The sequence below is a fragment of the Micromonospora lupini genome (assembly GCF_026342015.1).
Classification (GTDB): domain Bacteria; phylum Actinomycetota; class Actinomycetes; order Mycobacteriales; family Micromonosporaceae; genus Micromonospora; species Micromonospora lupini_B.
In genome coordinates this window covers 2,204,269-2,230,156 of sequence record NZ_JAPENL010000001.1, presented here as the reverse complement: position 1 = coordinate 2,230,156, position 25,888 = coordinate 2,204,269, and the positions used below count along the sequence as shown (strand labels likewise).

The window sequence follows — 25,888 nt, the reverse complement described above, 5'->3', positions numbered from 1 at the left end:
TCCGCAGCGGCCCAGTTGGGTCCCCGTCGGTCGATGCCGTACCCGTCGTTAACCTTGACCGCGATGGCCGTCGTGACTGACCCCCAGCCCCCCGCCCGGACCGACCCGCCCGCGTCCCCGGACGGGGGCCGTCGGCGCATCGTCGCCATGACGGTCTGGGCGGTCGCCTTCGTCGCCGCCTGGCTCGCGATCGGGCTGCCCACCGACCCCGCGTACGCCTTCGTGTGGATCTGGCTCGGGACCATCGCCTGGAACAGCGACCGCCCGTGGCGCAGCCACCTGCGCTTCGCCCGGGACTGGGTGCCTGTGGTGCTGCTGCTGGCCGCGTACAACCTGTCGCGCGGGTTCGCCGACAACGGCGCCACCCCGCACGCCATGGAGCTGATCGTCGCCGACCGGTTCATGTTCGGCTGGGCCACCGGCGGGGAGGTGCCCACCGTCTGGTTGCAGCAGCACCTCTACCGCCCGGAGGTGCAGTGGTGGGACATCGCGGCGAGCTGGGTGTACTTCTCGCACTTCGTGGTGACGCTGGCCGCCGCCGCGGTGCTCTGGCTGCGGGACCGGCACCGCTGGGCCTCGTACATGCGGCGCTGGGGTTTCCTCTGCGCCGCCGGCCTGGCCACGTACTTCATCTACCCGGCTGCCCCGCCCTGGTGGGCCGCGCAGAACGGCCTGCTCACCGAAGTCGCCCGGATCTCCACCCGGGGCTGGAAGGCGTTCGGCATGCACGGCGCCGGCAACGTGCTCAACGCCGGCCAGATCGCCTCGAACCCGGTCGCCGCGATGCCGTCGCTGCACACCGCGTGGGCGCTGTTCGTGGTGCTGTTCTTCCTGCGCACCACCCGCCGCCGCTGGTGGCCGCTTCTGCTCGCGTACCCGCTGGCGATGACGTTCACCCTGGTCTACTCCGGTGAGCACTACGTGATCGACGTGCTGGTGGGCTGGACGTACGTCGGGCTCACCTACCTGGTCGTCGGCCTCGCCGAGCGAGCCTGGCGCACCCGCCACCCCCGCCACCCCCGGCCCCCCACCCAAGACTCCGTCGATCATGAGGTTGTTGCCGTCCCGACCGGCGTGTCGAGGCAATAACTTCATGATCGACGCGGTCTAGGGGGTGGCGCGGGCCGCTTGCGCTCGGGTTGTCAGCTCGGCTGCCAGGGTCCATGCCTCGGCTACGTCGCGGTCCTGGGCGGTCGCGCCTGAACCTCCCGCCGTGTCCGCGTGTACGGTCGCCAGGCCCAGCCGGCGCTGCACCGGCCCCTGCACCACCCGCACGCTCTGGATCCGCCCGTACGGCACGATCGCCACCTGCCGGGTGAGCAGACCGGACCGGGTGGCGAACACCCGCTCGAACAGACCCGCCCCGAGCGCGCCGCGCCCGAGCGGGTGCAGCCAGCGCGTCCGGGGCGGTGGTGGGCTCAGTGCCAGCGCGTCCAGGCGTACGCCGGGCAGCACCTCGGCGACGATCATCGTGGCGGTCGGCAGGTCGCCGACCGGCAGCAACCGGTCCGGCCGGTTGCGGTCGTCGGCCTCCGCCACGGAGTAGCCGGCCACCTCCAACCGCAGTCGCAGCCAGTCGTTCACCCGCCACAGCAGCGGCCAGGTGGCCCGCAGGGTCTGGACCCGGTCCAGCGGCACGGTCTGCGCACGCGTCTCCAGCAGGCCGTTGTGTACCCGCAGGATGCCGCCGTCGCGGGCCAGCCGGAAGTTCCAGTCGTCGAGGACGCGGCGGATCGGTTGCAGCAGCACACCGGCCATCGCGGTCAGCGTGCTCGCCACCGCGACGAACGACCACGACCCGGCGGTGACGAACTGCACCACGACGAAGGCCAGACCGAACGGGAGCAGGAACGCCTGCGGGGTGAGCAACTGACTGACCAGCAGGTCCTTGTTGCGTACCGCGTGTAGCGGCCGGCCCGGCGTGGCCGCCGGAGTCCCGGGTTCCGTCGGGGGCGCGGTGACGCCGGGCGGGGGTGGCGGCGTCGTCCGTCCGGCGATCGCCAGCAGCCGCTCGCGCAGGCGGGCGGCGTCGGCCACTGGAAGGTACGCCAGCGGCGCCTCGGTCTTGCCTCCGCCGACCACCTCCAGGCGCAGCTCGGCCAGGCCGGTGAGCTGGGCGAGCAGGGGCCGGACCACCTCCACGGCCTGCAACCGCTCCAGCGGGATGGCCCGGGTACGCCTCCAGAGCAGCCCCTCGTGCACCCGCAGTTCGCGGCCCACCACGTGGTAGCCGGTGTTGTACCAGCTGATCACCGACAGCACTGTCGCGCCGAGCGCCAGCACCGCCACCATCGCGGCGAACCAGCCGAAGCCGACCCGCGACAGCGTCGACCAGGACAGGCCCGCGATCACCACGACCAGCGACTTGACGCCGTGCAGCAGCGGGCTGAGCGGGTGCAGCCGCCGCCGGGGCTCACCGTCAACGCCGTCCGGCGCCGTCGGCCAGGGGTGCACCGCCCCGGACGGGCCGGCGGGGTATGGCCCGCCGGGCGGACCCACGGGGTATGACGGACCAGTTGGGCCGGCTGCGTGCGCCGGGCCGGGAGGGCCGTCGGGCGGGCCGGGAGGGCCGTCGGGCGGCGGACCGGGAGGGCCGGCGGGCGGCGGCGGCACCGGCGGGCCGGCGGGCGGCGGACCGGGCGGGCCGGCAGGGTGTGGTGTGCCGGTGGGAGGCGCGCTGCCGGCCGGTAGCGGCGGCCGGGTGCCCGGCTCGGCGGGGCCGTCGCTCATCGGGCCGGCTCTCGGCGGCGCCGACGGTCGCCAGCGCGGGCGGTCACAGGCCCTCCGCCCGGTCCTCGCCGAGCGCGGTGAGCCTGTCGCGCAGCCGGGACGCCTCCGCCGGACGCAGGCCCGGCACCCGCGCGTCGCTGGCGGCCGCGGCCGTGTGCAACTGCACGGTGGCCAGGTCGAAGGCACGCTCCAGCGGGCCGGCGCTCACGTCGACGAACTGCATGCGGGAGTACGGGACGATTGACAACCGCCGGACCAGCAGCCCGTGCCGCACCAGCAGGTCGTCGTCGCGCTCGGCGTAACCCCAGGCGCGTACCGCGCGGACGACGGCCGTGGCCCGCCACGCGCCGAGCACCACCACGAGGGCGAGCGCGAGCCCGAGCAGCCAGTGGCCGCTCAGCGCCCAGCCGATCGCGGTCACCGCCAGGCCGATGGCCACCACTACCGCGAGCCGGATCAGCTCCACCCAGATCAGGTCGGTGGAGATCGGCTGCCACCTGACGCTGTCCGGCCAGGGCTCCAGCGGACCGCGCCCCGACGACCGCGGGCCGGAGTCGGCCAACGGTCCAGGGCCCGGCGGCAGGAGACCAGGGAACGGCAGGTCGGGCGGGGGAGAGCCGGCGTGGTGCCCGCCGGGCGGGGGAGAGCCGGCGTGGTGCCCGCCGGGCGGGGGCAGGGCGCTCGGCGGCAGTGGGGCCGGCCAGGACACGTCCGGTGGGGACGGGTCCGGGCCGAGTGTGCCGGGTGCCGGGAACGCGCCGGGCGGCGGCGCGACGCCGGGAGGTGCGCTGGCCGGGGTGGATGGCCCGGAGGGGGAGGTGGGGTCGGGGGAGGTCGGGCGGTCGACGCGGTCCTCCGCGCTCACCGGCGGGCGCCGTTCCGCACGCCGCGACGCCGCACGATCCGTGCCGCCGCCTCGCCCTGCCCGTCGGCGGCGCCGAGCGCCACGCTGCCGTGCCTCATCGGTCGCTCGCTGCGCTCGCTCACGTGTCGAGGGTAGGCGATCCGGGCACCGGAGTGACGGCACGAAGGAAGCCGCGAACCTCAAGGAATTCGCCGAGGCTGCCGCGGTGCTCGGCGCAGGCCAGCCAGGTCTTGCGCCGATCGGCGGTGTGCAGGCGTGGATTGTTCCATTCCAGCGCCCAGACGGCGGGGGCGCGGCAGCCCCGGGCCGAGCAGACCAGGGGCTCGTCGGCAGGGGAGGGGATGCTCATCCGGGCCAGTCTAGGGCGGCCGGACGGAGAGCTTGAGCGCCGGGCGGCCACGGGGGGAGCCGCCCGGCGACGGGGTGAATCGTACACACGGCGGGCGGGTTCCTGTCCACCCGTGATGCGCGATTCGGACATTGGATGCCGCGGCGAAAATCGGCTTCTCCCCACCTCGACACTCAGGAAGGCATGCGAGTCTTGATACCGCACCAGCCGCGACGACCGACAAACGCTGTGGAGGACCGGTGGCCCAGCCGACCATGCCCGACGCCCCGACGCCGAACGGGGTGGCACCGGAGAAACCCGCGCCGGTGACCACACCCGCGCAGGACGCCACCCTGCTGGAGAAGGCGCTCTTCGAGATCAAACGGGTGATCGTCGGGCAGGACCGGATGGTCGAGCGGATGTTCGTCGCGCTGCTCGCCCGCGGCCACTGCCTGCTCGAAGGCGTGCCCGGCGTGGCCAAGACCCTGGCCGTGGAGACCCTCGCCAAGGTCGTCGGGGGGTCCTTCGCCCGGGTGCAGTTCACCCCGGACCTGGTGCCGGCCGACATCATGGGCACCCGGATCTACCGGCAGTCGAGCGAGAAGTTCGACGTCGAGCTGGGCCCGGTGTTCGTCAACTTCCTGCTCGCCGACGAGATCAACCGCGCTCCGGCCAAGGTGCAGTCGGCACTGCTGGAGGTCATGAGCGAGCGCCAGGTGTCCATCGGCGGGGAGAGCCACCGGGTGCCCGATCCGTTCCTGGTGATGGCCACCCAGAACCCGATCGAGCAGGAGGGCGTCTACCCGCTGCCGGAGGCGCAGCGGGACCGGTTCCTCATGAAGATCGTCGTGGGCTACCCGACGGACGCCGAGGAGCGGGAGATCGTCTACCGGATGGGCGTGACCGCCCCGGAGCCGACGGCGGTCTTCGACACCCCCGAGCTGATCGCTCTGCAACGCAAGGCCGACCAGGTCTTCGTGCACAACGCGCTCGTCGACTACGCGGTGCGCCTGGTGCTGGCCACCCGCGCGCCCGCCGAGCACGGCATGCCGGACGTCGCCCAACTGATCCAGTACGGGGCCAGCCCGCGTGCCTCGCTCGGTCTGGTCCGGGCCACCCGCGCGCTGGCGCTGCTGCGCGGGCGCGACTACGCCCTGCCGCAGGACGTGCAGGACATCGCCCCGGACATCCTGCGCCACCGGCTGGTGCTCAGCTACGACGCGCTCGCCGACGACGTGCCGGCCGACCACATCGTGCACCGGGTGATGTCGACCATCCCGCTCCCGGCGGTCGCGCCCCGACAGCAGGCCACCCCGCCGTCGAGCACCCCGCCGCCGGGTGCCGGCTGGCCCGGGCAGCGGCCGTGACCTCACCCACCCCTCGTCCCGCCCCCGACCGCAGCGAGGCCGTGCTGTCCCGACTCCAGTTGCTTGTCACCCGAAAGCTCGACGGTCTGCTCCAGGGTGACTACGCCGGCCTGCTCCCGGGGCCGGGCAGCGAGGCGGGGGAGTCGCGGGAGTACCGCCCCGGCGACGACGTACGCCGGATGGACTGGCCGGTGACCGCGCGGACCACGACCCCGCACGTGCGGCGGACGGTCGCGGACCGGGAGTTGGAGACGTGGCTGGCGCTCGACCTCTCGGCGAGCCTGGACTTCGGCACCGGGCAGTGGCTCAAGCGGGAGGTGGTGGTGGCCGCCGCCGCCGCCATCACCCACCTGACCGTGCGGGGCGGCAACCGGATCGGCGCGGTGATCGGCACCGGCGGCGGCGCGTCCGCACCGGCGCGCCGATGGCGGGGTGGCCCGCCGCCGGTCGGGCCGGGGGTGCTCACCCGTCTGCCGGCCCGCTCCGGCCGCAAGGAGGCACAGGGCCTGCTGCGGGCCGTCGCCGGCACCGCGATCCAGCCCGGCCGGGGCGACCTGGGGGCGCTTGTCGAGATGCTCAACCGCCCGCCCCGGCGGCGCGGGGTGGCAGTGGTGGTCTCCGACTTCCTGGCACCGACCGAGCAGTGGGCCCGGCCGCTGCGCAAGCTGCGCGTCCGGCACGACGTGCTGGCGATCGAGGTGGTCGACCCGCGCGAGCTGGAACTGCCCGACGTGGGGGTGTTGCCGGTGGTCGACCCGGAGAGCGGTGAGCTGCACGAGGTGCAGACCGCCGACCCGCGGCTGCGGCAGCGCTACGCCGAGGCCGCCGCCGCCCAACGGGCCGCGATCGCCGCTGCCCTGCGCGGCGCCGGCGCGGCCCACCTGCGTCTGCGTACCGACCGAGACTGGCTGCTGGACATGGTGCGTTTCGTGGCCGCGCAGCGGCACGCCCGCACCCGGGGGACGACACGATGATCCGTTTTCTGCAACCGTGGTGGCTGCTGGCCGTGCTGCCGGTGTTCGCCCTCGCCGCGTTCTACGTGTGGCGGCAGCTGCACCGCCGGGCGTACGCGATGCGGTTCACCAACGTGGACCTGCTGCGGACCGTCGCGCCGAAGGGTCTGGGCTGGCGGCGGCACGTGCCGGCGACCGCGTTCCTGCTCTGCCTGCTGGTGCTCGCCACGGCGCTGGCCCGTCCGGCGGTGGACACGAAGGAGCCGCTGGAGCGGGCGACGGTCATGCTCGCCATCGACGTGTCGCTGTCGATGCAGGCCGACGACGTGGCGCCGAACCGGCTGGAGGCCGCGCAGGAGGCGGCCAAGCAGTTCGTCGGTGAGCTGCCGGAGAGCTACAACCTGGGCCTCGTCTCGTTCGCCAAGGCGGCGAACGTGCTGGTGCCGCCCGGCAAGGACCGGGATGCGGTGACCACCGCCATCGACGGGCTGGTGCTGGCCGAGGCGACCGCGACGGGCGAGGCGGTGTTCACCTGCCTGGAGGCGATCCGGTCGGTGCCTGCCGACGGCGCGGCGGGTGTGCCACCGGCGCGGATCGTGCTGCTGTCCGACGGGTTCCGCACCTCCGGCCGGTCGGTGGAGGAGGCGGCGGCCGCCGCGCAGGCCGCGAACGTGCCGGTCTCCACGATCGCGTTCGGCACCGACACCGGTCAGGTCGACATCGGCGGGCAGTTGCAGCGGGTGCCGGTGGACCGGTTGGCCCTCGCGGAGCTGGCCGAGACCACCGAGGGCTACTTCTACGAGGCGGCCTCGGTGAGCGAGCTGAAGCAGGTCTACCAGGACATGGGTAGCTCGATCGGGTTCCGCACCGAGCCGCGCGAGGTGACCCAGTGGTACGCGGGGTTGGCGCTGCTGCTGGCGCTCTGCGCCGGAGCGCTCAGCCTGCTCTGGTCGTCGCGGATCGTCTGATCGCCGGGCCGGCGGTGGTCAGCGACCGCCGCCGGCAGCGCGGTTCGGCCAGCCAGCCGAGCGCGGTTCAGTGGCCGCCGCCGGCCAGGACGAAGACGACGGCCACCCAGACGGCGGCGAGGGTGAAGCCCAGCGGGGCGACGTAGCGGCTCATGGACGGCTCCGAGTGGCGGCTGGACGGTCCGCGTGCGGGGGCGGACCGCAGGGGGTGGGGACGCGCACACGAAGTCGTGACCGGGCGGCTCCCGGCGACCGTCCGGTGATCGGACGGTGCGGCACACGCGCCCCGGCGTCAGCCGAGGCGGTGGGGGAGCGGAGCGGGGTCAGCTCGCCGGACTGAGTCGTGGCTCAGTGGGGCTGACCATCGGCCCGGCCACGACTGGGAGGATCGCTATCTCGCACAGCGATCACCTCCTGCAAGTCGGGCCGGCCGGAACGTCGATGATCGTACACCTGAGCCGACGCCGGGACGCACTCGGCCGACCGGTCGGCCACCGCTCCACCGCGCGGCCGACGCCACCGGTCGGTGCGGTCCGCCGGCCCGCTCCGCCGGCCCGTACGCACGACCGTGACCAGCACCGCGGCGAGCACGGGCAGCCAGCAGAAGCGGGCCAGCACCCACCCCGGGACGTCCGGCGCGGTGTGCAGCCCGGGCAGGGCCAGACCGCTCCGGGCGGTGAGCGCCGTCACCGCGACAAGCACCGGCTGGTGCCACAGGTAGATCCGTACCGCGTTGCGGTTCACCGCGGTCACCGCCCGGCCCGCCAGTGGTCGGGCCAGCAGCCGTTCCCAGCCGGGCCGGGCCAGCAGACCCAGCCCGACCTGGGTGACGGCCAGGGCCACCGCAAGCAGCGACGGCGGGTTCAGGTTGGACACCCCGTCCCCGGGCACCCCGACCGCGCTGACCGGGTAGCCCACCGCCAGCAGCACTGCCAACGCCGCGGCCCCACCGGCCGCCAGCAGGCCGGCCGCCCGCCGCCCGGCCAGACGCCCGTCGGCGTACGCCAGGCCGAGCAGGTACGGCACCGCCCAGGCCGCCACCACGCTCACCGGTGCCACGGCCACCCCGTGCGGTAGCAGGCGGACCGCCACGTCGCTCGCCGCCACCACGGCCACCGCCGGGACGACGCAGCGGGTCACCCCCCACCGGCGTACGGCGGCGCGCAGTGGGCCGCTCGCGGCCACCAGGAGCAGTAGCGGCGCCAGGAACCAGAGCGGACTCACCGCCAGGTGCAGTCCGACAGTGAGCGTGTCGTCGGGTGCGCCCGCCACGGTGGCGGCCAGCAGCACGGCGGCGCCGGCGCCCAGCAGCGCCACGGTGGGCAGCAGCAGCCGGCGCGACCGGCGGGCCAGCCAGCGACAGGTCCCGCCGCGGTGCCGGGCCAGCGAGCGGGCCGAGCCGAAGCCGGCGGCGAAGAAGAACAGGCCGAGCGTCTGCAGCGCCCAGGTCATCGGGGCCAGGTCGGGCATCGTGGTCAGCGGGCTGGCCTGGTGCAGCCCGCCGTCACCGGCCAGCACCAGACCGGTGACCAGCCAGTGCCCGAGCACCACCCCACCGATCGCGTACGCCCGCAGCGCGTCGACAGCGCGGTCGCGGCTCACCGGGCGTCCCCGACCGGGCCGACACCGAGCACGACCGCCGTGACCGCGACCAGTGTGGCGCTGCCGGTCGCCAGGTAGCCGTCGTGCCCGTCCACCCCGTCCACAGGCAGCGGCCGGGCACCGAACGCCGGATCGCCGGGGCGACGCCCGTAGCCGAGTCCGGGCAGCCGCACCTGTGGCACCCGGCGGATCCAGTCCGACGGCGCCTCGGCCGCCCAGAACCGCAGTCCGTCGCGCAGGTCGGCGGCGCGCTGCACCCCCGCGCCGACGCCACCGAGGCTGACCACGTCGGCGACCTGCGCCGGGGCGTGCGTCGTCGCCAGCGCCGCCACCAGCGCCCCGTAGCTGTGCCCGATCACCGTGATCGTCGCCGTGGGACGACGTGCGGCCAGCTCCCGCAGCAGCCCGGCCAGCCCTGCCGCCCCACGCCGGGCGCCGGCGTCGCTGACGGCGGTCAGCACTCCGTCGGGCGGGTCGTAGCCGAGCCAGGCCAGCACCGCGACACGCGCCGTCGGGTCGGTCGACAGCAGTTGCGCGTAGAGCTGTGTCGCCTGCACCGCAGGCGCCCGCCGGGCGACGCCGCCCAACCCGCGGTCGAAGTCCGCGAGGGTGCTGCCCACCCCGGGCACCAGCACGGCGATCCGGTCCGCGCCGGCCAGGTCGCCGAGCACCTCCACGGCACGGCCGTCACCGCGCGGGTCGAAGGTCAGGAACCGGCGTCCGTCGGCGGCCCAGTCCGCGTACGGGGGGCCGGCCGCGCGCATCGCCGCCGCGCTGACCGGGTACGCCTCCACGAACCCCGCCGCGGCGACCGGCTCGGGTCGGGTGGGCAGGACCAGGTTCACGCCGAGCAGTGCGCTCAGTGCGAAACGGGCGGCACCTCGTCGTCGCATCACGTTCTCCCTCCGGATATGTCGTCCGGAGGGAGAGTGCGGGAGCGTACGGGTCGCGGTCGTCGCACCGGGGAGCCGTTTCCGGCTGGCTCCGGGGGACTACTCGCCGGCGGCGACCAGACCCGTCTCGTACGCCAGCACCACGGCCTGGGCCCGGTCGCGCAGCCCCAGCTTGCCGAGGATCCGCCCGACGTGCGTCTTCACGGTCTGCTCGGCCACCACCAGATCACCGGCGATCTCCGTGTTGTTGCGGCCCCGGGCGATCAGCCGCAGCACCTCGGTCTCGCGGGGCGTGAGTCCGGCCAGGTCGGTGGGGCGGGGTCGGCGGCGGTCCGGGCGGGCCGCGAACTCGGCGATCAGCCGGCGGGTCACCGCCGGCGCGAGCAGGGCGTCCCCGGCCGCCACCACACGCACCGCCTGCACGAGGTCGGCCGCCGGGGCGTCCTTGAGCAGGAAGCCGCTGGCTCCGGCCCGCAGCGCCTCGTACACGTAGTCGTCCAGGTCGAACGTCGTGAGGATGAGCACCCGGGGACGCTGCGCCGACCTGTCGCCCAGCAGCTTGCGGGTGGCCTCCAGCCCGTTCATGACCGGCATCCGCACGTCCATCAGCACCACGTCCGGGTCGAGCCGGCGGGTGGCGGCGACGGCCTGCGCGCCGTCGGCGGCGTCGCCCACCACGAGCAGGTCCGGCTGGGCGGCCAGCAGCGCGCCGAAGCCCTGCCGGACCATCGCCTGGTCGTCGGCGATCAGCACCTTGATCATGCGTCTCCGCTCTCCGCCTGGTACGGCAGCTCGGCCGCCACCGCGTAACCGCCGTCGGGCAGCGGCCCGGCGGTGAACGTACCGCCAAGCGAGGTGGCCCGCTCCCGCATGCCGGTCAGCCCGTGCCCCGGGCCGCCGTCGGCGGTCGGTCGGGCGTCGGCCGGGGAGTTCTCGACGCGTACTCCCAGACCGGACCGGCGGTCGCGGACGGTGACGCGCACCGCGGCGCCGGCCGCGTGCCGGGCCGCGTTGGCGAGGCCCTCCTGCACGATGCGGTACGCGGCCAGCCCGACCGGCGCGGGCACCCGCCCGTCGACCGGCGGGTCGACGTCGAGCGTCACCGGCAGCCCGGCGCGGCGGGCCGCGTCCACCATCGCGCCCAGGTCGCCCAAATCGGGTTGGGGAGCGGTCTGCGGGCCGGTGGCCTCGCTGCGCAGCACCCCCAGCAGCCGCCGCATGTCGGTGAGCGCGTCGCGGGCCGAGCCGGCGATGGCGGCGAACTCCGCGGCTGCCGGCGCCGGCACGTCGGTCAGCCGGTACGGCGCGGTCTCGGCCTGCACCGCGATCAGCGACATGTGATGCGCCACCACGTCGTGCAGCTCGCGGGCGATGCGGGTGCGTTCCTCAAGCACCGCGCGGCGCTCCTGCTCCCGCTCGCTCAGCTCGGTCTGCGCGGCCAGCGCCCGCCGGGACAGCCTGTTGCGCCGGATCAGGTCACCGACGATCGCCAGCGCCCCGAGCAGCGCCAGGACGGCGGCCCGGTTCTCGGCGTGCGCCAGGGTGAGCACCGGCACCGTGGTGATCGCCACCACCCAGGCCAGCACCGGCCTGTCGACCCGCGCGACGACCACCGCGACCACCGCGATCGACCCGAGCGCCAGCGGCGGCGTCCACGGTCCGGGCAGCCCGGCCGGGGCGTTGAACGTGCAGATCAGCAGGGCCAGCACCGTGAGCCGCCAGGCCAGCAGCGGACGCCTGGGCAGCGCCAGCAGCGGCGCCACTGTCATCGCCGCGAACAGCACAGCGATCGGAGGCGGCAGACCCCAGTCGCTCTCCACGGTGAGCGTGATCCAGAAAAGGCCGAGCGCGGCGAGCAGCCCGATCGGGGCGGCGGCTCGGGCCAGCCGGGGCCAGCGGGCCAACAGCTGTCGACCCGGCGGGGCGTCCGGCCCCCACAGGGTCTGCCGCAGCGCCCGCAGGGGCGTGACGATCGGTTGCCGGTTCACCACCCGGAGGCTACGGGCCGACCCCGTCACGGGGCGTGCCACCAGGGGTTGATCCCGGTGTCGTACCCCAGTGTGACGCGACTCCCGTTAGCGCTTACCTGCCGGTAACGCCTAGGCTCCGACGCGTCCGCGCTGACCATTCGCAAGGAGGAACCGTGGCCCGAACCGTGCTGGTGACCGGGGGTAACCGGGGGATCGGCCTGGCCATCGCGCAGGCCTTCGCCAAGCAGGGCGATCGGGTGGCGGTCACCCACCGCAGCGGCGACGCCCCCGACGGGCTGTTCGGCGTACGCGCCGACGTCACCGACGCGGCCTCGATCGACGCCGCGTTCACCGCCGTCGAGGCCGAGCTGGGGCCGGTCGAGGTGCTTGTCGCCAACGCCGGCATGACCGACGACACGCTGCTGCTGCGAATGTCCGAGGAGCAGTTCACAGGTGTGGTGGACACCAACCTCACCGGAGCGTTCCGGGTCGCGAAGCGGGCCTCCGGCAAGATGCTGCGGGCCAAGTGGGGCCGCATGATCTTCATCTCCTCGGTGGTGGGCCTCTCCGGCGGCGCCGGCCAGGTCAACTACGCCGCCAGCAAGGCCGGCCTGGTCGGCGTGGCCCGCTCGATCACCCGTGAGCTGGGCAGCCGCAACATCACCGCGAACGTGGTGGCGCCCGGCTTCATCGACACCGACATGACCGCCAGCCTCAGCGACGACCGCAAGGCGGAGATCCGCAAGTCCATCCCGGCCGGTCGGATGGCCAGCCCGGACGAGGTGGCCGCCGTGGTCGCCTGGCTGGCCTCGGACAGCGCCGGGTACGTCTCCGGCGCCGTGATCCCGGTCGACGGCGGCCTCGGCATGGGCCACTGACCTTTTTGACTACGGAGGAAATCTGCGATGTCCGGACTGCTCGCCGGTAAGCGGCTGCTCGTCACCGGTGTGATCACCGAGGCTTCGATCGCCTTCTCGGTGGCGAAACTCGCCCAGGAGAACGGCGCGCAGGTCGTGCTGACCGGCTTCGGACGGCTCTCCCTTGTCGAGCGGATCGCCAAGCGGCTGCCCGAACCCGCGCCGGTGATCGAGGTCGACGTGACCAACACCGAGCACCTGGCCAGCCTCGCCGACCGGGTCCGCGAGCACGTCGACGGCCTCGACGGCGTGGTGCACTCGATCGGTTTCGCCCCGCAGAGCTGCCTGGGCGGCGGTTTCCTCGACGCCCCCTGGGAGGACGTGGCGACAGCCCTGCACGTCTCCACCTACTCGTACAAGTCGCTGGCCATGGCGGCGCTGCCGCTGATGTCGTCCGGCGGCGCGGTGGTCGGCCTGACCTTCGACGCGACGAAGGCGTGGCCGGTCTACGACTGGATGGGCGTGGCCAAGGCCGGCCTGGAGTCCGCGTCCCGTTACCTCGCCATGCACCTGGGCAAGCAGGGCATCCGCAGCAACCTGGTCGCCGCCGGGCCGCTGCGGACCATCGCCGCGAAGTCGATCCCCGGCTTCGACCAGTTCGAGGAGGCCTGGGCCGAGCGTGCTCCGCTGGGCTGGAGCCTCACCGACCAGGAGCCGGCAGCCCGGGCCTGCCTGGCGCTGCTCTCCGACTGGTTCCCGGCCACCACCGGGGAGATCGTGCACGTCGACGGCGGCTACCACGCCATCGGTTCCTGACGCCGCACCGCGCCGCTCCCTGGTCGCCGTCCGCGTGATCCACGCGTCCGGACCAGGGGGCGTCGCCGGGCCGTCGCGGCCGAGGGGCGAGAATGACCCCATGGTGTACGACGCGGTGGTGCTGGTGTCCTTCGGCGGGCCCGAACGGCCCGAGGACGTGATGCCGTTCCTGCAGAACGTGACCCGCGGCCGAGGCGTGCCGCCCGAGCGGCTGGCCGAGGTCGCCGAGCACTACCAGCACTTCGGCGGGGTGTCCCCGATCAACAAGCAGAACCGCGAGCTGCTGGCCGCCGTCCGCGCCGACTTCGCCGCGCACGGTGTCGACCTGCCCGTCTACTGGGGCAACCGCAACTGGGACCCGATGCTCGCCGACACCGTGACGCAGATGCGCGACGACGGGGTGACCCGGGCGCTCGCCTTCGTCACCAGCGCGTACGGCGGCTACTCGTCCTGCCGGCAGTACCAGGAGGACATCGCCGCCGCCCGCGCCGCCGTCGGCCCGGACGCCCCGGTGATCGAGAAGATCCGGCAGTTCTGGGACCACCCCGGCTTCATCGAGCCGCACGTCGACGCCGTCCGCGCCGCGCTGGGCCAGCTCGACCCGGCCCGGCGGGACACCACCCGGCTGGTGTTCACCGCCCACTCCATCCCCACCTCGATGGCGGCCAACGCCGGCCCGCACGGCGGCCGGTACGAGGCGCAACTGCGCGAGGCCGCCGCGCTGGTGGCCGCTGCCGCCGCCCCCGACCTGGCGTACGACCTGGTCTGGCAGAGCCGTTCGGGCCCCCCGCACGTGCCGTGGCTGGAGCCGGACATCAACGACCACCTGGCCGCCCTCGCCGAGGACGGCACCACGAGCGTGGTGGTCAGCCCGATCGGGTTCGTCTCCGACCACCTGGAGGTCGTGTGGGACCTCGACACCGAGGCGCTGGAGACGGCCAAGCAGCTCGGCCTGGACTTCGTCCGGGCCGGCACCCCGGGCACCGACACGCGCTTCGTCACCATGGTCCGGGAGCTGGTCACCGAACGGACCGACCCGGACGGCGCGCAGCTGCGTCGCCGTCTCGGCGAACTGCCCATGTGGGACAGCTGTCCCACCGTGTGCTGCGTGCCGACCCGCCGTCCGACACCCGCTGGGAGCACCGATGCATGACCGCAAGCCCGTGCAGAGCTGGCTCACCGACATGGACGGCGTGCTGGTGCACGAGGGCCAGCCGGTGCCCGGGGCACCCGAGTTCATCAACCGGATGCGCGCCTCCGGCAAGCCGTTCCTGGTGCTGACCAACAACTCGATCTACACCCCGCGGGACCTCACGGCCCGGCTGAGTCGGATGGGCCTGGACGTTCCGGAGGAGTCGATCTGGTCGTCCGCTCTGGCGACCGGCCAGTTCCTCGCCGACCAGCGGCCGGGCGGCACCGCGTACGTCATCGGGGAGGCCGGCCTGACCACGGCTCTGCACGCGGTCGGCTACGTGCTCACCGACTTCGCGCCGGACTACGTGGTGCTCGGCGAGACCCGCACCTACAGCTTCGAGGCGATCACCAAGGCGGTGCGGCTGATCAACGACGGGGCGCGGTTCATCTGCACCAACCCCGACGTGACAGGCCCGTCCGTGGAGGGCGCGCTGCCCGCCGCCGGCTCGGTCGCCGCCATGATCTCCAAGGCGACCGGGGTGGAGCCGTACTTCGTCGGCAAGCCCAACCCGATGATGATGCGCTCCGCGCTGAACACCATCAACGCGCACTCGGAGACCACCGCGATGATCGGCGACCGGATGGACACCGACATCCTCTGCGGCCTGGAGGCCGGGCTGGAGACCATCCTGGTGCTCACCGGCATCAGCAGCCGCACCGAGGCGGAGCGCTACCCGTACCGCCCGTCCCGGATCATCAACTCGGTGGCCGACCTGCTCGACGAGATCTGACACCCGCGCCGCGTTGCGCCGCGCTGCGGCGGCGATGATCGCGCTGCATCCAGGATGTAGTGGTCACTGTCGTGCCCGAGGCCACGACATCATGGATCGAGCGCGATCATGTCGCCGGTCGCCGGTCGCCGGTCGCCGGTCGCCGGTCGCTGGTCGCCGGTCGCTGGTCGCCGGTTGCCGGTCGCTGGTCGCCGGTTGCCGGCGGGTCAGGGGCGTAGTGGCGCGTTGCAGGCGGCGACCAGCGCCTGCCGGCAGGCAGTGGTAAGCGGGCGCAGGGCGGCGTCGCGCTGCTGGGCCTCGTAGTTGTTGATCGCGCCACCGGGGGCGGCGTGCCCGGCCAGCGCGAGCACCCGGTCCAGCACCGCGGCCCGGGCGAAGAGCCGGCGGGCCCGCGGGTCGAAGCCGGGCGGCAGGTCGGTGGCGCCGTCCGGGCGGCGTAGCGCGGCGAGCGCTCCGGCCAACTCGGGCCGCCACTGGGCCACGTCGAGGCGGGTCAGCGCGGCAGTCGTCTCGGCCAGCGCGGCGGCCAGCTCGGCCTCCGCCTCGGCGGCGCCGGGCAGCGACAGCGAGGCCGCCGGGGCGTTGGCCGGCAGCGGGTACACCCGCCACAGCACCGTCTCGAAACAGTCCCCCGAGCCGGACGTGTGACTGCGGACCTGCGGAATCAGACCCAGCCCACCGGCCACCACCGCCTCGCCCGCCACCAGCGCCGCCCCGGCGAAGTCCCCAGGGCCGGGCAGACCCCGAGGGTCGCCCGGCGCGGGCAGCACCAGACGGATCTCGTCGGGGGAGAGCTTGGCCAGAGTGGGCAGCGCGGCACCCAGCGGGACGTCGGTCCAGGTGCCGGGGGCGTCTGCGACGAGGTGCTCCTCGTCACCGGCGATGGCGTCGGCGACCTCGTCGTACGGCACCAGCCCGGCGCGCCACGCGCGCACCCAGGCAACGAACCGGCTGGACCGGCGCGGCGCAAGAGTGGCCGCGCCCGTTGCGGGGGTGGACATGCCGAAAGGGTACGTGGTCATCGGTGGCCCTGTCTCGACTGCCGCTCCGGCTGCCCTGCGTGCCCCGAACTGCCCCCTTCGCCCCATCCGCTCCCGGGCTGGCCCACCTCCCGCCCCCGGTCGCACACGTGCCGGTGTGTCGGGGTGAACGGGTCGGTGGCGCGGGGTTAGCGTGATCGACATGGCGGGGCGATACGGCGAGGACGTGCTGGCGGGGGACTGGCGGCGGCGGAAGGTAACCCCCGAGGTGGACGCCGAACCGGAGCTTGTGGTGGAGGACGCCGACTCCGGGTTCTGCGGCGCGGTGGTGGGCTTCGAGGCGGGCGCGGTGGTGCTTGAGGACCGACACGGTAAACGGCGTAACTTCCCGCTGCTGCCCGCGGCGTTCCTGCTCGACGGCCGTCCGGTGACGCTGCGCCGCCCGAGCCGCGCGCCGGTGCCGGCTGCCCGTCGACGTACCGCGTCCGGTTCGGTGGCGGTGGACAACGTTCGCGCCCAGGTGGCCAAGGCCAGCCGGATCTGGGTGGAGGGCATCCACGACGCCGCGCTCGTCGAGCGCATCTGGGGCGACGACCTGCGGATCGAGGGCGTGGTCGTGGAGCCGCTGGACGGCATCGACGACCTCGACGCCGCGGTACGCGACTTCGGCCCCGGGACCACCAGGCGGCTGGGCGTGCTCGTCGACCATCTCGTGCCGGGCAGCAAGGAGAGCCGGATCGTGGCCCGGGTGAACTCGCCGTACGTGCTGGTGACCGGGCACCCGTACGTCGACGTGTGGCAGGCGGTCAAGCCGGCCGCGCTGGGCATCGCGGCGTGGCCTGTGGTGCCGCCGGGACGCCCGTGGAAGGAGGGGGTCTGCGCGGCTCTCGGAGTGGCCGAGCCGGCCGACATGTGGCGACACATCCTGTCCCGGGTGAACAGCTTCGCCGACGTCGAGACCCCCTTGATCAACGCCATGGAACGCCTGATCGACTTCGTCACCGAGCCCGCCTGACCCGCCCCGCCCCGGCCTCGCCCCGCCCTCGCCCCGCCCCGCCCGCGCCGACGCCGTGCCCCGCCCGCCCGCAAGATCCGCGCAGTTCCGCTGATGTTGCTGCCTCCGCGCGACTGGAAGCAGCAACATCAGCGAAGTTGCGCGGATCTTGGGCCGACGGCGCACCCCCGCGTGGCGCGGTCGGCGCGGCGCGGGTGGGCGCTCACGGCTCCTGGTCGGGGTTGCGGGAGTAGACGAACGTGGCGATGTCCAGCGCGACCGCGCGGCCCTGCTCGTCGCGGCGCACCGTGAGGATCTCGCCGTCCTGTCCGCCGGCCCGGCCCCGCCAGCGGTCCGTGCCCTCGGCGACGAAGCGGAGGTTCGGCGCCCCGACCGGTCCGGCGTGCAGGTCGCCGGCGGCGTCCGCGTACACCTCGATTGTGGTGCCCATCCACCACCAGCGGCCGGTCAGCTCGGCGAGTTCGGCGGGCGGTGGGGCGGCGGCCGGCCGCCACGGGGTGACCGGGGTGGGTTCGGCGTCCAGCACCAGCGTGAGCAGTTGCCGGCCCAGCCCGCCCAGGTAGCCGGTGCGGAAACCGTACGAGTTGGCGAAGCCCACGACCGCGGTGTGGCTGGGCCTGTGCACGGCAAGCGTGGCGACGTAACCGGGCATGGAGCCACCGTGTCCGACGTACACCCGGTCGCCTTCCCGGAAGAGCTCCAACCCGAGGCCGTGGCCGTGTCTCCAGGACTCCTGGTCGCTGATCACCACGGGGGAGCACATCTCGGTGAGCGTCTCGGCGGTCAGCACCGACGGGTCGGGGTCGGCCAGGAACGCGGCCCAGCGGCCCAGATCCTCGATCGTCGACCAGAGCTGCCCGGCCGGGGCCATCGCCCCGGTGTCGGTGCGCGGCTCCTCGCGCAGGGTGTCGTGCCAGGGGTGTACGACGTAGCCGCGGGCGAACGGCTCGGTGGCCGCGTACGTGGTGCGGCGCAGGCCCAGCGGGGTGAGGATCCGCTCGCCGAGCAGGTCGGCCCAGGGTGTCCCGGTGAGTCGTTCGAGGACGCCGCCGAGCAGTGCGTACGCCAGGTTGCAGTAGTGGTAGGTGGTGTGTGGCGGGTAGGCGATCCGGTCGGGGGTGATCCCGGCGAGCAGGGTGGTGAGGTCCACGCCGGCCGCCCGTTCCCACCAGTCGCCCTCGGGTTCACGCTGCATGCCGCTGACGTGCGCGAGCAGTTGGCGCAGGGTGAGCGTGCCGACGCCGGTGCCCGGCAGGTGTCGCTCCAGCGGGTCGTCCACGGCGAGCCGGCCGGCGTCGCGCAACTGCATGATCAGGGTCGCGGTCATGGTCTTGCTGATCGAGCCCAGACGGTACTGGAGATCGACGTCCGGGCGCGGATGCTCTCCGGCCATGGCCAGGTGCGCCAGGGTGCCGTCGCGTACCACGCCAAGCACCAGCGAGGGGACATGGCCGTCGGCCTGGGCCTGCGCGACCCGGGCGTCGATCTGACGGGCGGTCTCGGGCAACAGGGTCAAGGGGGACCTCCTCGGGTCGGGCGCCGATTGGTGGCGTTTCGGCGGGCCGGAAAGGGCGTCGATGAGCCTACTGATCTTCCCGGGGAGGCCGTGCGTGCATTTGCGTGTCACGATCAGGGGGTGGACGCGGTGGTGTGGATCGTTTTGGGTGTGGTGCTGGCGGTCGCCGAGATCTTCACGACGACGCTCTTTCTGATCATGTTCGGGCTCGGCGCGTTCGCTGCCGCCGGCGCCGCCGCTCTCGGTGCGCCGGTGGCCGTGCAGGCTCTGGTCTTCGCGGTGGTGTCCGCGTTGAGCCTGGTGGTGGCCCGTCCGGTCATCCGGCGGCATCGCCGTTCGGCGCTGGAGAGTGGCGAGCAGCCGTTCGGCGTGGAGGCGATCGAGGGCTCCACGGCCCTGGTGCTGGAGCGGGTGGACGCCGACCACGGCCTCGTCAAGATCGACGGGGAGCTGTGGACCGCCCGGCCCTACGACACGACGCAGACTTTCGAGCCCGGTCAACGGGTTCGGGTGATAAAGGTCCGGGGCGCGACCGCCCTGGTCTGGCAGGACGACGTTTCTTCCGCCGGCGAGCTGCCGGAAGCGAGAGGGTGAACGGGATGACGATATTGGGTGTGCTGGTGATCGCGGTGGCGTTGATCGCCGTGATAACGCTGGCCAAGGCGGTGCGGATCGTGCCGCAGCAGCGCCAGGACGTGGTGGAACGGCTCGGCAAGTACAAGCGCACCCTCAACCCCGGCCTCAACCTGCTGGTGCCGTTCATCGACGCCGTACGCACCAAGGTCGACATGCGGGAGCAGGTCGTCAGCTTCCCGCCGCAGCCGGTGATCACCTCGGACAACCTGGTGGTCTCGATCGACACGGTCCTCTACTTCAAGGTGGTCGACTCGGTCCGGGCGACCTACGAGATCTCCAGCTTCCTCCAGGCCATCGAGCAGCTCACCGTCACCACGCTGCGGAACGTGATCGGCTCCCTCGACCTGGAGCGGGCGCTGACCAGCCGGGACGAGATCAACCGGCACCTCTCCGGCGTGCTGGACGAGACCACCGGCCGGTGGGGCATCAAGGTGACCCGGGTCGAGATCAAGGCGATCGAGCCGCCGGCCAGCATCCGCGACTCGATGGAGAAGCAGATGCGCGCCGAGCGGGACCGTCGCGCGGCGATCCTGACCGCCGAGGGCCACAAGCAGTCGGTGATCCTCACCGCCGAGGGTGACAAGCAGTCTGCGGTGCTGCGGGCCGACGGTGACCGGCAGGCCCGGATCCTGCAGGCCGAGGGTCAGGCGAAGGCCATCCGGACGGTCTTCGACGCGATCCACCAGGCCAACCCGAGCCAGAAGGTCCTCGCGTATCAATACCTGCAGGCTCTGCCGCAGATCGCCCAGGGCAGCGCCAACAAGGTCTGGATCATCCCGGCCGAGCTGACCAAGGCCCTGGAGGGCATGGGTGGCGCGCTCGGTGGGCTGAGCCAGATGGTGGGGGACCTGCCCTCGCCGGAGGCTGCCGACCACGCGAGCCAGGTGGAGCGCGAGGCAGCGGAGGCGGCGCAGGCCGCGGCGGACGCCGCCCAGCAGATCCACGACGAGGTACGCGTCGCCGAGGCGCAGGCCACCGGCGGCAACAAGCCGCAGGGGTTGCCCGCGCCGGAGCCGGTCACCCCGGCCAGCCTGACCGAGGACCCGGCCGACCAGCGCGAGCGCGGCTGATCCGGCACACCGGCCGGGCAGGGTGAGCCTCGACCGAGGGCTCCCATGCTCGGCCTCGGGGCCTGTTCAAAGCACTCGGCCGAGGGCTTTGCTGCAGGGCCTAATGCGAGAAAGACTCATGGGGCGCTCCGATGCCTGCCACGATCGGTCCTAGGACGGGTGGTGACCAGGCAATCGGGGCGCCCCGGCGCGTTCCGCACCGCTCGCGGACGAGCGAGGTGACGCATGAAGGATCCGGCGAATCGGATGTGGTCCTCGGCCCCGGTGCCAGGCGCGCACGATCCGGCCGCTCCACTGGGCTCCCGGAGCACCGGCGGTGGGTTCGGCGTACTGCCCTTCGTGGGCGAGCCGACCCCGGCCGGGCCGGCCACGAACGCCAGTTGGGCCTGGTCGGTACGCCGGTTCGCGCGGGCCGCGGTGTGGCTGCTGCCCGCGTACGCCATCCTCTACGGCGCGGTGGCGATGGCCAGCGACGGCGGGGTGGGCAACGACCCGTATCCGGCCGACGGCCGTGCCGTGTACCTGATCGGCTGGGTGGCCGCGGTCTGGCTCGGCCTGCTCGCGCTGCTGGCCCTCACCGGCCTGCTGGCCGCCACGCGCAGTCGCCGGGTGGCCGCCGCCGGCCTGCTGGTCAGCATCGCCGGCACCGTGCTGATGCTGCCCTTCGCCGGGCTGGAAGAGCAGACGCCGGTCTTCGGGACCACCGCGCGGTCGCTGGTCTTGCTCGGCGCGACGTTCTACAGCGTGGGCTGGTTCCTCACCGGGTGGGCGGTGGCTCGCTCGGGCACCTTCAGCCTCGGTGACGGCGTCATGCTGATCATCGCCGCGCCGCTGCTCGGCCTGGGCGGCGCCCTGATCGGCTCACTCCAGACGTTCGGCGCGATCTTCGTGCTGATCGCCGGCATCGGCATCGGCTACCGCTCCGGCCGCCTGATGCCCCGAGAAACCGCCAGAGACGCAGCAAGCGCCAGCCTAAGCACCCCAACCCCCTAAACCCACCCACCACCCACCCACCCACCCACCCACCCACCCACCCAGCTCCCACCCAGCCCCCGGCCCCCGCCCGTCCCGGTGATCAAGAGGTTTGCGTCAGCCGGAGGGCCGATTCTGACGCAAATCTCTTGATCACCGCGCGAAGGCCGGGGGGCCGGGGGGCCCGGGCGTGGGGGGAGGGGGGTGGGTGAAGTTGGTGACAGTTGGGTTTGGGGGGTGGTCGGTTGGCGGTTTTTGTGGCAATCCTGGGGAGCATGGCCGCCTCTCGCTCGCCGCTGTCGCGGCTGTTCACCGTGCTGCTCGCCGGCGTGCTGGCCGGGCTCGCCCTGGCCGTCGCCGCGCTGCCCGGCAACCTGCTGGTCGGGTTCGCCGCGCGCGCCGCGATCGGGTCGTACGCCGCGTTGCCGGCCTCGCTGAAGACGCCGGCCACCCCGCAGCGCTCGTACCTCTACGCCAACGACGGCAGGACGCTGCTCACCACGTTCTACGACGTGAACCGCACCGACGTCGCGCTGGCGGACGTCGCCCCGGTGATGCGGCAGGCGATCGTGGCGGCCGAGGACCGGCGGTTCTACGACCACGGCGGCGCGGACCTGCGGGGCCTGGCCCGAGCGCTGGTCGCCAACGTCAAGGGCGGCGGCACCGAACAGGGCGGCTCCACGCTGACCATGCAGTACGTCCGCAACGTGCTCAAGACCGACCCCACCCGCACGCCGGAGGAGCGCGCCGCCGCCACCGACCCCACCGTCGGCCGCAAGCTCCAGGAGATCCGGTACGCGGGGGCGCTGGAGAAGAGCCTCGGCAAGGACGAGATCCTCAACCGGTACCTGAACATCGCCTACTTCGGCGCCGGGGCGTACGGGATCGCGGCGGCCAGCCAGCGTTACTTCGGCAAGCCGCCGGCGAAGCTGACCCTGGCCGAGTCGGCGTTGCTCGCCGGCCTGGTGCAGTCCCCGGACGCGTACAGCCCGATCGGTGGCGACAAGAACGAGGCGGTGGCCCGCCGGTCGTACGTGCTGGACTCGATGGTCGCCACCGGCGCGATCACCGCCGTCCAGGCCGCGCAGGCGAAGGCCGAGCCGCTGGCCCTGCACGCGACCGCGCAGCCCAACGGCTGCACCGCCGTCGCCCAGGGCCACGACGACTGGGGCTACTTCTGTGACTATCTGCGCCAGTGGTGGCTGACCCAGCCGGCCTTCGGCGCCACCACCGCCGAGCGCGAGCAGGCCCTGCGCTCGGGCGGCTACACAGTCGTCACCTCGCTGGACCCGCAGGTCCAGGCCACCGCGCAGCAGCAGGCCACAAAGGTGTACGGGTACGACAACAAGCGCGCCCTGCCGATCGCGGCCGTGCAGCCGGGCACCGGGCAGGTGCTGGCGATGGCGGTCAACAGGCACTACAGCCTGGCCGACAACCCGGCCGGGCAGGCGAACTACCCGAACACCGTCAACCCGTTGATCTCCGGCGGGACCAGTGTCGACGGGTACCAGGCGGGTTCGACGTTCAAGCTGTTCACCATGCTCGCCGCGCTGGAGTCGGGCCGTACCCTCTCCACCGGGTTCGACGCGCCCGCCAAACTGCCCACGCGGTACGCAGCCGAGGGCCCGGGCAGTTGCGACGGGCACTGGTGCCCGGCGAACGCCAACCCGGACTGGATGGACGGGTACCGAATGATGTGGGACGGCTTCGGCCGTTCGGTGAACACCTACTTCGTCTGGCTGGCCGAGCAGGTAGGCCAGGACAAGGTGGTGCAGATGGCGCAGCGCCTCGGCATCACCTTCCGCGCCGACTCGGACGCCGCCTTCGCCAAGGACAACGCCGCGAACTGGGGGTCGTTCACCCTCGGCGTCGCCGCCACCACGCCGCTGGACCTGGCCAACGCGTACGCCACGGTGGCCGCCGAGGGCACCTACTGCACGCCGGTGCCTGTGGTCTCGGTGACCGACGCGAACGGCGCGAAGGTGCCGGTCGGCCAGCCGTCCTGCAAGAGGGTCCTCGACGCCGACGTCGCCCGTGCCGCGACCGACGCCGCTCGGTGCCCGGTGGGCCAGCAGTCGGCCTTCGGGCAGTGCAACGGCGGCACCGCGACCGGCGTGAACGACATCCTCGACGGGCGGCCGGTGGCAGGTAAGACGGGCAGCTCGGAGGAGAACGCCACCGAGACGTTCGTCGGCTTCACCCCGCAGGTGGCAGTTGCCGGCATCGCCGCGAACCCGGACGACCCGGCCGATTCGGTGGGCTCGGCGGTGCAGAGCAAGGTGATCGACGCGGTCGCCCGGGTCATCGCCACGGCGGTGCAGGGCCAACCGGAGAAGGCGTTCGCCGCGCCCAGCAAGGAGCTGGCCGGCGAACCCCGCCGCCCGGTCGAGCGCCCCGCCGTCCCGGACCGTCCGCAGCAGCCCACCCAGGACCCGCGTTCGGCCCTGCAACGCTGGCTCGACCGCCGCGGCTGACCCGCAACGCGATGGCGCCTCCCCACCGCAGGGTGGGGAGGCGCCGACGCGTCCGACCTATTTCTTGTTCGTCAACTGCTCGACGTCCACCAACTCGCTTCAGGAGGCCGCCTCCAGGATCTGCTTGAGCGTGCCGAGGTTGTCGCGCATCCCACCGCGGAAGAGCTTCTCGGCGAGCGGTCCGAGGAGTGCCGCAGGTCCGGTGAGCCCGGCGGCGCTGATCGTGCCCTCGAGGACGAGTGTCGTCATGCCGCCCGACGGTCGGACGAGGTAGCGGTAGGTGAACGGGGTCGGCCCGCTCACCGAGGTGAAGGTGACCTCCTCACCCGCCGCGTACGTGGTGATCGAGACGTCGTTGCGGGCTGGCCCGCCGGGCAGGTCCCGATACACCTGGTACCGCGTGCCGAGGCCGTGGGTGCCGTCGACGCGCTCCACGCGTCGCACGGCGGAGTACCACCTCGGCATGGTGGTGAAGTCGGCGACGAAGTCGAACACCTGCGCTGCGGGGGCCTTGATGTCGAGGGCTAGCTGGAAGCTCATGCGATTCCCTTGGGGCGTGTCGCACTCGGCGACGGTTCAGTCGGGTTGTTTCTTCTCGGCGGCGAGGCGGTTCGCGAGGGCGGTTCCGGCGGGTGACTGTCGGGTGAATCCGTCCAGGAACGCGAGGAAGGCGCCCACGTCAGTGCCCGCGCTGGCATGGTCGAGCAGGTCGTACAGCTGGTTCTCGATCTCTGCGACGCGCAGGGCCTTGTCCTGGCCCGCCGCGGTGAGCGTGAGCGTGACCTGCCGCCGGTCGTGTTCACTACTGGTTCTCTCCACGAGGCCGGCGGCGACGAGTCTGTCGACGATGCGGCTGGGGTTGGTGCCGGTGTCGCAGACGAGCATGTCGCCGAGTTCCCGGAGTGCAAGCGGTCCGTGGTCCGCGATGATGCGCAGCGCCTCGGACTGCGCCGGCGTGACGCCGATCGCGGACAGCAGCACGGTGAGCTGACGATTGCCTTCTCGTTGTGCCGCGAGGATGAGGTAGCGGAGCTGTTCGGCTGTTCTCACACAGGTATGGTGCCGTGTTCGCCCAGCGCGCTGGCCAGAAGCCCGGCCGCCGCGGGATCGTGTGCGGCGAGGATCGGCATGCTCGGGTAGCGGGCGGCCAGCGCGTTGACTCGCCCGGTGACCTCGTGCAGCCGGGCGGCGTCGCCGACTCCGGGGACGCGGTCGGCAGCGAGCCGCCGCACGTCGTAGGTGACGTCGCCGACGAGCAACATGGGCGGCATCCCCTGACCGCGCAGCAGCAGCGACATCGATCCGGGCGTGTGCCCGGGGGTGGGCAGCAGGAGCAGGGAGCCGTCACCCATGACGTCGTGTGCGTGGGTGAACGGCGCGATCGACGGGTCGTCGAGCCGCTGCGGCGTGACGGCCGTGAAGCTGACACCTGGCACGCGGATGTGCTCCCGCAGCAGACCGGCGAAGGCCGCGAACCTCTTGTCGACCTCGGCCAGTTCAGCGGCGTGGACGAGGATCCGCGCCGATCCGGGCAGTTCCCGTAGACCGCCGATGTGGTCCTGGTGCAGGTGCGAGAGGACGGCCACGCGCACGTCGGCGATGTCGTAGCCCTGCTCGCGGAGGCGGTCGGTCAGGGTCGCGCCCGAAGGCACGTCGAAGGTGGCGAGCCGGCGGTAGATGTGTCCGGCCGCGCCGCCGGGGAAGTATCCCGGGTCGGTGACCGAGCGCCGGTCCTGGCCGGTGTCGAACAGCACCAGCCCCTTGTCGTGCTCGATCACGTACACGTTGATCGGGAGGGGGTCGGTCCACCGACGTGACGTGTTGAGCCACCACAGAAATGGAGTGCCGTTCGTCTCGACGTGCTCCGGACGGATCCGGACGGTGCCCGTGCTGACGATGGCGACGCGCTTGATCGGGTTCATCGGGGTACTCCTTTTCATGTCGCGACATG

At 73.1% G+C, this 25,888-nt stretch carries 26 protein-coding genes; 13 read left to right on the top strand and 13 right to left on the bottom strand.

What is annotated here, in order from left to right:
* The first annotated feature begins 63 nt into the window (after window positions 1-63).
* Window positions 64-1,089 carry a phosphatase PAP2 family protein gene (locus OOJ91_RS09700; protein ID WP_266244295.1) on the top strand — a complete coding sequence of 342 codons (1,026 nt, stop codon included), beginning with the start codon at window positions 64-66 and terminating at the stop codon, window positions 1,087-1,089.
* 18 nt (window positions 1,090-1,107) lie between these two features.
* Here OOJ91_RS09700 and OOJ91_RS09695 read toward each other — a convergent pair whose 3' ends face one another.
* From OOJ91_RS09695 to OOJ91_RS09680, 4 genes are all read right to left on the bottom strand, one after another.
* Window positions 1,108-2,730, bottom strand: a complete 1,623-nt coding sequence (locus tag OOJ91_RS09695; protein ID WP_439117035.1) for a PH domain-containing protein — start codon at window positions 2,728-2,730, stop codon at window positions 1,108-1,110.
* Window positions 2,731-2,773: 43 nt separating this feature from the next.
* Window positions 2,774-3,313 carry a PH domain-containing protein gene (locus OOJ91_RS09690; protein WP_266245338.1) on the bottom strand — a complete coding sequence of 180 codons (540 nt, stop codon included), beginning with the start codon at window positions 3,311-3,313 and terminating at the stop codon, window positions 2,774-2,776.
* 278 nt (window positions 3,314-3,591) lie between these two features.
* Window positions 3,592-3,717, bottom strand: coding sequence for a hypothetical protein (locus OOJ91_RS09685; RefSeq protein ID WP_266244293.1), 126 nt, complete (start codon window positions 3,715-3,717; stop codon window positions 3,592-3,594).
* Complete coding sequence (locus OOJ91_RS09680) at window positions 3,714-3,944, bottom strand: hypothetical protein (RefSeq protein ID WP_266244292.1); 231 nt, start codon at window positions 3,942-3,944, stop codon at window positions 3,714-3,716. Before OOJ91_RS09680 ends, OOJ91_RS09685 begins: the two co-directional genes overlap by 4 nt.
* Before the next feature lie 239 nt (window positions 3,945-4,183).
* Here OOJ91_RS09680 and OOJ91_RS09675 point away from each other — a divergent pair, with 239 nt between their 5' ends.
* From OOJ91_RS09675 to OOJ91_RS09665, 3 genes are read left to right on the top strand one after another with little or no spacing between them, the layout of a single operon-like run.
* Window positions 4,184-5,290, top strand: coding sequence for an AAA family ATPase (locus OOJ91_RS09675; protein WP_007462567.1), 1,107 nt, complete (start codon window positions 4,184-4,186; stop codon window positions 5,288-5,290).
* On the top strand, window positions 5,269-6,264 hold the full coding sequence (locus OOJ91_RS09670; RefSeq protein WP_266245337.1) for a DUF58 domain-containing protein: 996 nt from the start codon (window positions 5,269-5,271) through the stop codon (window positions 6,262-6,264). The genes OOJ91_RS09675 and OOJ91_RS09670 overlap by 22 nt, the downstream gene beginning before the upstream one ends.
* Window positions 6,261-7,211, top strand: a complete 951-nt coding sequence (locus OOJ91_RS09665; protein WP_266244291.1) for a VWA domain-containing protein — start codon at window positions 6,261-6,263, stop codon at window positions 7,209-7,211. The genes OOJ91_RS09670 and OOJ91_RS09665 overlap by 4 nt, the downstream gene beginning before the upstream one ends.
* Before the next feature lie 348 nt (window positions 7,212-7,559).
* Here OOJ91_RS09665 and OOJ91_RS09660 read toward each other — a convergent pair whose 3' ends face one another.
* The 4 genes from OOJ91_RS09660 to OOJ91_RS09645 all read right to left on the bottom strand — a co-directional run bounded on the left by OOJ91_RS09660 (window position 7,560) and on the right by OOJ91_RS09645 (window position 11,694).
* Window positions 7,560-8,813 carry an acyltransferase family protein gene (locus OOJ91_RS09660; protein ID WP_266244290.1) on the bottom strand — a complete coding sequence of 418 codons (1,254 nt, stop codon included), beginning with the start codon at window positions 8,811-8,813 and terminating at the stop codon, window positions 7,560-7,562.
* The gene (locus OOJ91_RS09655; protein WP_266244289.1) at window positions 8,810-9,706 is read right to left on the bottom strand and encodes an alpha/beta hydrolase; all 897 of its coding nucleotides are present in this window, start codon (window positions 9,704-9,706) and stop codon (window positions 8,810-8,812) included. The genes OOJ91_RS09660 and OOJ91_RS09655 overlap by 4 nt, the downstream gene beginning before the upstream one ends.
* A gap of 99 nt (window positions 9,707-9,805) precedes the next feature.
* Complete coding sequence (locus OOJ91_RS09650; RefSeq protein WP_266244288.1) at window positions 9,806-10,468, bottom strand: response regulator; 663 nt, start codon at window positions 10,466-10,468, stop codon at window positions 9,806-9,808.
* A complete protein-coding gene (locus OOJ91_RS09645) occupies window positions 10,465-11,694 on the bottom strand; it encodes a sensor histidine kinase (RefSeq protein ID WP_266244287.1) in 1,230 nt (409 codons plus the stop codon). Before OOJ91_RS09645 ends, OOJ91_RS09650 begins: the two co-directional genes overlap by 4 nt.
* 155 nt (window positions 11,695-11,849) lie before the next feature.
* Here OOJ91_RS09645 and fabG point away from each other — a divergent pair, with 155 nt between their 5' ends.
* The 4 genes from fabG (at window position 11,850) to OOJ91_RS09625 (ending at window position 15,274) form a co-directional block, all read left to right on the top strand.
* Complete coding sequence (gene fabG / locus OOJ91_RS09640) at window positions 11,850-12,554, top strand: 3-oxoacyl-ACP reductase FabG (protein ID WP_007462552.1); 705 nt, start codon at window positions 11,850-11,852, stop codon at window positions 12,552-12,554.
* Window positions 12,555-12,581: 27 nt separating this feature from the next.
* A complete protein-coding gene (gene fabI, locus OOJ91_RS09635; RefSeq protein WP_266244286.1) occupies window positions 12,582-13,349 on the top strand; it encodes an enoyl-ACP reductase FabI in 768 nt (255 codons plus the stop codon).
* Between the two features lie 100 nt (window positions 13,350-13,449).
* Entirely contained in the window at window positions 13,450-14,502 is a 1,053-nt protein-coding gene (locus tag OOJ91_RS09630) for a ferrochelatase (RefSeq protein WP_266244285.1), read from the top strand.
* Entirely contained in the window at window positions 14,495-15,274 is a 780-nt protein-coding gene (locus tag OOJ91_RS09625) for an HAD-IIA family hydrolase (protein ID WP_007462546.1), read from the top strand. The genes OOJ91_RS09630 and OOJ91_RS09625 overlap by 8 nt, the downstream gene beginning before the upstream one ends.
* Before the next feature lie 206 nt (window positions 15,275-15,480).
* Here OOJ91_RS09625 and OOJ91_RS09620 read toward each other — a convergent pair whose 3' ends face one another.
* On the bottom strand, window positions 15,481-16,275 hold the full coding sequence (locus tag OOJ91_RS09620; protein WP_039908695.1) for a hypothetical protein: 795 nt from the start codon (window positions 16,273-16,275) through the stop codon (window positions 15,481-15,483).
* 181 nt (window positions 16,276-16,456) lie between these two features.
* On the opposite strand from OOJ91_RS09620, the gene OOJ91_RS09615 reads away from it, so the two are divergent.
* Complete coding sequence (locus OOJ91_RS09615) at window positions 16,457-17,269, top strand: DUF3097 domain-containing protein (protein ID WP_266244284.1); 813 nt, start codon at window positions 16,457-16,459, stop codon at window positions 17,267-17,269.
* A gap of 202 nt (window positions 17,270-17,471) precedes the next feature.
* Here OOJ91_RS09615 and OOJ91_RS09610 read toward each other — a convergent pair whose 3' ends face one another.
* Window positions 17,472-18,785, bottom strand: a complete 1,314-nt coding sequence (locus OOJ91_RS09610; RefSeq protein ID WP_266244283.1) for a serine hydrolase domain-containing protein — start codon at window positions 18,783-18,785, stop codon at window positions 17,472-17,474.
* A gap of 120 nt (window positions 18,786-18,905) precedes the next feature.
* Between OOJ91_RS09610 and OOJ91_RS09605 the strand changes: the two genes are divergently transcribed.
* The 4 genes from OOJ91_RS09605 (at window position 18,906) to OOJ91_RS09590 (ending at window position 23,937) form a co-directional block, all read left to right on the top strand.
* Window positions 18,906-19,379, top strand: coding sequence for an NfeD family protein (locus tag OOJ91_RS09605; protein WP_266244282.1), 474 nt, complete (start codon window positions 18,906-18,908; stop codon window positions 19,377-19,379).
* 5 nt (window positions 19,380-19,384) lie between these two features.
* Entirely contained in the window at window positions 19,385-20,491 is a 1,107-nt protein-coding gene (locus OOJ91_RS09600) for an SPFH domain-containing protein (protein WP_039908693.1), read from the top strand.
* Window positions 20,492-20,716: 225 nt separating this feature from the next.
* Window positions 20,717-21,484, top strand: a complete 768-nt coding sequence (locus OOJ91_RS09595) for a hypothetical protein (RefSeq protein ID WP_266244281.1) — start codon at window positions 20,717-20,719, stop codon at window positions 21,482-21,484.
* 254 nt (window positions 21,485-21,738) lie between these two features.
* Complete coding sequence (locus OOJ91_RS09590; protein WP_266244280.1) at window positions 21,739-23,937, top strand: transglycosylase domain-containing protein; 2,199 nt, start codon at window positions 21,739-21,741, stop codon at window positions 23,935-23,937.
* Between the two features lie 99 nt (window positions 23,938-24,036).
* Here the strand turns inward: OOJ91_RS09590 and OOJ91_RS09585 are convergent, their stop codons facing one another.
* Genes OOJ91_RS09585 through OOJ91_RS09575 form a run of 3 tightly spaced genes read right to left on the bottom strand, consistent with a single transcriptional unit; the run spans window position 24,037 to window position 25,859 of the window.
* Window positions 24,037-24,477 (bottom strand): SRPBCC family protein, encoded by a 441-nt coding sequence (locus tag OOJ91_RS09585; RefSeq protein WP_266244279.1) that lies wholly within the window; start codon window positions 24,475-24,477, stop codon window positions 24,037-24,039.
* A gap of 36 nt (window positions 24,478-24,513) precedes the next feature.
* A complete protein-coding gene (locus OOJ91_RS09580) occupies window positions 24,514-24,987 on the bottom strand; it encodes a MarR family winged helix-turn-helix transcriptional regulator (RefSeq protein ID WP_266244278.1) in 474 nt (157 codons plus the stop codon).
* Entirely contained in the window at window positions 24,984-25,859 is an 876-nt protein-coding gene (locus OOJ91_RS09575; protein WP_266244277.1) for an MBL fold metallo-hydrolase, read from the bottom strand. The genes OOJ91_RS09580 and OOJ91_RS09575 overlap by 4 nt, the downstream gene beginning before the upstream one ends.
* Between the last annotated feature and the right edge of the window lie 29 nt (window positions 25,860-25,888).